Source organism: Actinophytocola sp. (genome assembly GCF_035712165.1).
GTDB lineage: Bacteria > Actinomycetota > Actinomycetes > Mycobacteriales > Pseudonocardiaceae > DASYTH01.
Map to the genome: position 1 here is coordinate 1 of NZ_DASTBH010000205.1, position 5,638 is coordinate 5,638.

At 70.6% G+C, this 5,638-nt stretch carries 6 protein-coding genes; all 6 read left to right on the forward strand.

Annotated features, from left to right (window positions below; genetic code table 11):
- Window positions 1-855, forward strand: an 855-nt coding sequence (locus VFO68_RS11540; protein WP_325158222.1) for an ASPIC/UnbV domain-containing protein, incomplete at its 5' end; no start/stop codon positions are given.
- 7 nt (window positions 856-862) lie between these two features.
- Window positions 863-1,885 carry an enediyne biosynthesis protein gene (locus tag VFO68_RS11545; protein ID WP_325158223.1) on the forward strand — a complete coding sequence of 341 codons (1,023 nt, stop codon included), beginning with the start codon at window positions 863-865 and terminating at the stop codon, window positions 1,883-1,885.
- A 109-nt stretch (window positions 1,886-1,994) separates the two neighbouring features.
- Window positions 1,995-3,176: a class I SAM-dependent methyltransferase gene (locus VFO68_RS11550; protein ID WP_325158224.1), complete on the forward strand. Its 1,182-nt coding sequence runs from the start codon at window positions 1,995-1,997 to the stop codon at window positions 3,174-3,176.
- Window position 3,177: 1 nt separating this feature from the next.
- Window positions 3,178-4,206: a carboxymuconolactone decarboxylase family protein gene (locus tag VFO68_RS11555; RefSeq protein ID WP_325158225.1), complete on the forward strand. Its 1,029-nt coding sequence runs from the start codon at window positions 3,178-3,180 to the stop codon at window positions 4,204-4,206.
- A 99-nt stretch (window positions 4,207-4,305) separates the two neighbouring features.
- Window positions 4,306-5,370 carry a PQQ-dependent sugar dehydrogenase gene (locus tag VFO68_RS11560; protein ID WP_325158226.1) on the forward strand — a complete coding sequence of 355 codons (1,065 nt, stop codon included), beginning with the start codon at window positions 4,306-4,308 and terminating at the stop codon, window positions 5,368-5,370.
- A 79-nt stretch (window positions 5,371-5,449) separates the two neighbouring features.
- Window positions 5,450-5,638 (forward strand): ABC transporter ATP-binding protein (locus tag VFO68_RS11565; protein WP_325158227.1); only part of this gene is annotated, 189 nt, incomplete at its 3' end.

The following is a 5,638-nucleotide window of genomic DNA, read 5'->3' on the forward strand; positions in this document are numbered from 1 at the left end:
TCCAACCTCACCGTCGGGTGGGGCATCGTGGAGAGCAACTTCCAGTACATCAACACCGCCAAGGACCTGACCGACCTGCGCGACCAGTTGCGCAGCGGCGAGGCGCCGTTCCGCGACGTCAGTGGCGAGACCGGCACCGCATGGACGGGTTGGAGCTGGGACAACAAGATCGCCGACTTCGCCAACTCGGGTGAGCAGAACATCACCGTGACGAACGGGTTCGTCCGGGGCGGGACCAACCGCTGGCCGCAGCTGCAGGAGCTGGCGATGGCCAACGACGCGCTGGTGGCCAACCCGTTCAACTGGCCCAACGCGACCGCGGGCGACGACATCGCCGGCAACGAGACGCTGCGGTTCTTCGTCAAGGGCCCGGACGGCCGCTACACCGACGTGGCCGCCGAGCTCGGCCTGGCCGCTCCGGTTCCGACCCGCGGCATCGCCACCGGCGACACCGACGGCGACGGCCGGCTCGACTTCGCGGTGGCCCGGCAGTACGGCGACCCGATCTACTACCACAACGAGGCGCCCGACCCGGGCGGTTACCTGAACCTGTCGCTGACCCACGAGCAGGCGGCGGCCGCGGGCTCCGTGCCCGCGCCGGGTTCGCCGGCCACCGGCGCCCAGGTCACCGTGACCACCGCCGACGGCAAGAAGTACGTCGGCCGGGTGGACGGCGGCAGCGGCCACGGCGGCAAGCGCAGCAGTGAGGTGCACATCGGCCTCGGCGACGCCGCCGGCCCGGTGCAGGTGCACCTGCAGTGGCGGGACCGCCACGGCGACGTCCAGCAGCAGGATCTTGTGCTCAGCCAGGGCCGGCACGCGCTCGTGCTCGGCGCGACGGCCAACGAGAGGTGAGTAGGAAATGGCTCTGAAGGAAGTGAAGACCGGCGGGAATCCGCCCGCCGGCGGCGCTCCGCGGCGCCACGATCCGAAGGTCGTCATCGCGCTGCGCAGGTTCGCCATCTCGATCACGATCTTCAACATCGCCGGTTACGTGTTCCTGGGCTTCGAGCAGCCGTGGACCTGGCCGCTCGTCGCACTGGCCACCGGCTACACCGTCGAGCTGGTGCTGGAGGTGATCGGCGCCCGGGTGGAGCACCGCGCCCCCCGGTTCCGCGGCGGCGGGTTCAAGGGCCTGATGACGTTCCTGTTCCCGGCGCACATCACCAGCCTCGCGCTGAACATGCTGATCTACGTCAACGACCGGATCTGGGTGATGATGTTCGCGGTCACCCTCGCGGTGTCCACGAAGTGGATCCTGCGCGCACCGGTGCGCGGCAACCTGCGGCACTACATGAACCCGTCCAACTTCGGGATCCTGATGGTGCTGGTGCTGTTCCCGTGGGGCAGCATCGCGCCGCCGTACCACTTCACCGAGGGCCTCAACAACGTCGGCGGCTGGATCCTGGTCGGGATCATCATCGTGTCCGGCACGATGCTCAACGCCAAGCTGACCAACCGGATGTGGCTGATCGCCGGCTGGCTGAGCTTCTTCGTGCTGCAGGCCGTCGTGCGCGGCATCCTGTTCGACACGGCGATTCCGGGCGCGCTGGCGGTCATGACCGGTGTGGCGTTCGTGCTGTACACCAACTACATGGTGACCGACCCGGGCACCACACCGTCCAAGCCGGGCGCCCAGTTCGCGTTCGGCGCCGGGGTCGCGGTGGTCTACGGGATCTTCATGGTGGCGCACATCGCGTACGGCCTGTTCTTCGCCACCGCGATCGTGTGCCTGATCCGCGGATCCTTCCTGTGGGGTCTGCACTTCGTCGACAAGTCGCGCAAGCAGTTCGAAGCGGAGCAACGCGCCAAGGCCGAGGCTGCCGCGGCCGCGCCGCCGGTCGCCGACGGCGGCGAGCCGACGGCCCGTCCGGCGGCCGCATAACCGGACCGCCGGTGCCACCGGGGCCGCCCCGCCGGGCGGCCCCGCGGCACCCGCGCGACGTCAGCCAACCATTTCCGCTAGGCCCTGTTTCGAAAGTCGGTCGATCACCATGGCGAACCAGTACGACCCCGAACAGCACCCCAAGGTGGCGGAGTTCGTCAAGCTCCGCGCCGCCATCGCCGACGAGGCGGTCCGGGAGCTCTTCCCGTTCCGGTTCCTGGCCGTGAACGAGACGTTCGGCCGGCTCGTCGACGCGACCGCCTACAACATCATCGACGCGATCGGCGCCGTTCCACCGGCCAACGGCATCACCGTGCACCAGGCCAAGAAGGACCTGTCGATTCCGTGGCGCCGCACGGTGACGCTGAAGTTCCTCTACGAGAAGCTGTCGGACAGCGGAATTCTCGAGCGCGAGGACGGTCGCTACTACCTCGGCGACGCCCGGCCGGGTGACTGGGACACCATCGCGGCGGAACTGGCCGAGCGGGAGCCGGGCGCCGCCGTGGCCAACGACATCCTGAAGACGTTGGTGGACAACGCGAAGATCTTCTTCGCCGGCGAGGCGACCGGCGATGAGATCCTGTTCGCGCCGCAGCAGCTTCCGCTGTGGCTGAAGTACTTCTCCAACGACAACCTGCTGTACTCGATCAACAACCTGGTCGGCGCCGAGGCGCTGGCCCGGCTCGTGCCGCCGGACGGCGGCCCGTTCGAGGTCTTGGAGATCGGCGGCGGCTGCGGCAGCGGGGCCGAGCAGAACCTGCGCCGGCTCGGCGCCGGCATCACCCGCTACCGGTTCACCGAGGTGGCCGAGACCTTCGCCCGGCACGGCGAGAAGGCCGCGCGGTCCGCGGCCGCGCCGTCGACCGTGGTCGAGTCGGCGCGGCTGGACATGAACCAGTCCTGGGCGGCGCAAGGGGTCGAGCCCGGCACCTTCGACGCGGTCTACTCGGTCAACTGCTTCCACGTGGCGCCGGACCTCGACTTCGTCATCAACGAGGCGGCCAAGGCGCTCAAACCGGGCGGCGCGGTCATCGTCTCGGAGTGCATCCGCCCCACGAAGCTGGCCCGGCCGATCCACGCCGAGATCATCTTCGACCACCTGGACAGCTTCACCGACGTCGCGACCGACCCGGTGAAGCGGCCCACGCACGGCTTCCTGACGCCCGCCGCCTGGCGGGCCACGTTCCAGGCGGCCGGCCTTGCCGACGTGACGGTGCTGCCCGACGTGGACGAGATCGCCGAGAAGTACCCCGACTTCGTGGTCGGCGCCGTGGTAGCGAAGAGGAGCTGAGATGGTCGCCCCGTTGGTCCGCTTCGCCGTCCGGAGATCGCTGAACGACACCCGTCACATCCGGGTCGTGAAACGGCGGCATGCCAGCGGGCTGGTGGCCGAGGTGTACCGGCAGGTCGAGCGCGACTTCAAGATGCTCGCGCCGCCGGTGGCACTGCACTCCGCGGCCCCGGACACGATGGCCGCGAGCTGGATGATCCTGCGGGAAACCCTGCTGGTGCAGGGAGTCGCCGACCGGGCGAGCAAGGAGGCGGTGGCCACCGGGGTGTCCGAGGCCAACAGCTGCCCGTACTGCGCGGACGTGCACGGCATGACGATGGCCGCGATCCCCGACCCGGCCGGGTCCGACCGGGACCTGCTCGCCAAGTGGGCCCGCGAGTCCGCGACCGCCGCCGGGGCGGGCGTGCCGCCGTTCCCACCGGAGCAGGCGGCCGAGCTGGTCGGCACGGCCGTGGCGTTCCATTACTACAACCGCATGGTCAACGTGTTCCTGCGGGAGTCGCCGTTCCCGTCGCACGTGCCGGAGTCGGCCAAGCCGAAGGCCCGCAAGGTGCTCGGCGGCGTGCTGCGGCCGTCCGAGCGCGGACCGGCGGCGGGCGACTCGGTCGACCTGCTGCCGGCCGGAGCGCCCGCGGACGGCCTGTGCTGGACGCACCCGAACGCGGTGATCTCCGAGGCGTTCGCCCGCGCCTACACGGCGATCGACATCGCCGGCACCCGCTCGGTTCCGGACAGCGTGCGCGGCCTCGTCCACGACCGGCTGGCTCTGTGGGATGGCCAGGCGCCCGGGATCAGCCGGTCCTGGCTGCACGAGGCGGTCGCCGGGCTCCCGGAGGCCGACGCGGCGGCCGGCCGGCTGGCGCTGGCCATCGCACTGGCCTCCTACCAGGTAGACGAGAGCCTGATCGACGCCTACCGCGCCACCGGTCCCGGTGACGGCGAACTGGTCGAGCTGGCCGCGTGGGCGAGCATGGCGGCGGCCCGCCGGATCAGCACCTGGTTGGCCGCCGCGAACCCGGCCTGCGGCTAGCCGTGACCAGTTCTACCTAGGTCCGTTGCGCACAGCGTGCCGATCTCGTGACTATGGGTGGGCAAGCCCAGCCTGGGAAACATCCAGAGAGGGATCGACGTGCGCAGCACACCCATCGCACTCGCCACTGTTTTGCTCACCACCCTGGCGCTGGCGGCACCGGCGTCGGGCACCGTGGATCCGGGCATCCAGGCCGTCCCGCCGACACCCCGGGTGGCCAGCACAATCGCGACGAACCTCGCGGTGCCGTGGGGTCTGGCGTTTCTTCCGGACGGCTCGGCGCTGGTATCCGAACGCAACAGCGGGCAGATCAAGCGGATCGCCGGCGGCACCGTGACGACCATCGGCACGGTGCCCGGGGTTCGCCCGGCCGGCGAGGGCGGCCTGCTCGGTATCGCGGTCGCCCCCACGTTCGCCTCCGACCGGCTGGTCTACGCCTACTTCACCGCCGCCACCGACAACCGCGTCGTGCGCATGCCGTTCAACACCACCCTGGGGACGCCGCAGGTGATCGTCTCCGGAATCCCGCGGGCGAACATCCACGACGGCGGCCGGATGACGTTCGGTCCGGACGGGATGCTCTACATCGCCACGGGTGACGCGAACATCAGCAACAACGCGCAGTCCATGACCTCGCTGGGCGGCAAGATCCTGCGGGTCACCCCGACCGGCGCGGCCGCCCCGGGCAACCCGGTGGCCGGCAACCGGGTGTACAGCCGAGGGCACCGCAACGTCCAGGGCCTGGCGTTCGACAACGCCGGCCGGCTGTGGGCCGGCGAGTTCGGACAGAACACCTGGGACGAGCTCAACCAGATCCGGGCCGGCGGCAACTACGGCTGGCCGATCGTCGAGGGTCGCACCACCGACACCCGGTTCGTCAACCCGGTCGCACAGTGGACGCCGGCGCAGGCCTCGCCGTCCGGGATCGCGTTCACCCGCAACACGGTGTGGTTGGCCGCGCTGCGCGGCCAGCGGCTGTGGGGCGTGCCGGTGCTGAACGGGGGACCGGACGGCAACCCGGTCGGCTTCCTCAACGCGCAGTTCGGCCGGTTCCGCACGGTGGCCACGGCGCCGGACGGGTCGCTGTGGCTGATCACCAACAACACCGACGGCCGGGGCACCCCGCGCACCGGCGACGACCGCATCCTGCGACTGGTGTTCTGACCGTCCATTGTGGATGTTCGGCTGACTCCCCGGCGCGCCGCGGCTATGCTGGCGCCGCGACGTGCGCGGGGGAGGCGGCATGGACGGTGGCGGGACCGGGACGGCGGTCGAGTCCCGGGTATGGGCGGAGAAGGTGTCCTGGACGGCCCGGACCGGCGGGTTCGTGCTGGCCCCGGTCACCGTCGAGTTCGGCGCCGGACGGCTGGTCGCGATCATCGGGCCGAGCGGGGCGGGCAAGACCACCCTGCTGGAGCTTCTGGCCGGGGTG